Here is a 216-nt window from a genome sequence, read left to right as displayed (position 1 = left end):
GCGTGCCGGAGAGATCCTGTGCCGCCGTCGCGGTGATGAAGTCGCTGCTGGAAGAACCGGTATCGGCCGAGAACTGGAGGGTACTGATCGTATTGGTCGGTGTGGTGCTGTCCAGCACATAAGCCTGAGAGTAGACCGTACCGGCATTGCCGGCAGTATCCACCACCCGGATCTTCAGGGTATCGCTGCCGCTCAGTGTCTGGCCGGCCAGGCTGA

1 protein-coding gene is annotated in these 216 nt (G+C 61.6%); it reads right to left on the bottom strand.

Annotation, left to right across the window (positions count from 1 at the left end):
• Positions 1-216 (bottom strand): hypothetical protein (locus ACZ9W6_RS17750; RefSeq protein ID WP_465192504.1); only part of this gene is annotated, 216 nt, incomplete at both ends.

The sequence above is a fragment of the Vogesella lacus genome (assembly GCF_979366295.1).
Note: the sequence above shows the minus strand (reverse complement) of the source record. Positions and strands in the feature narration are given on the sequence as shown.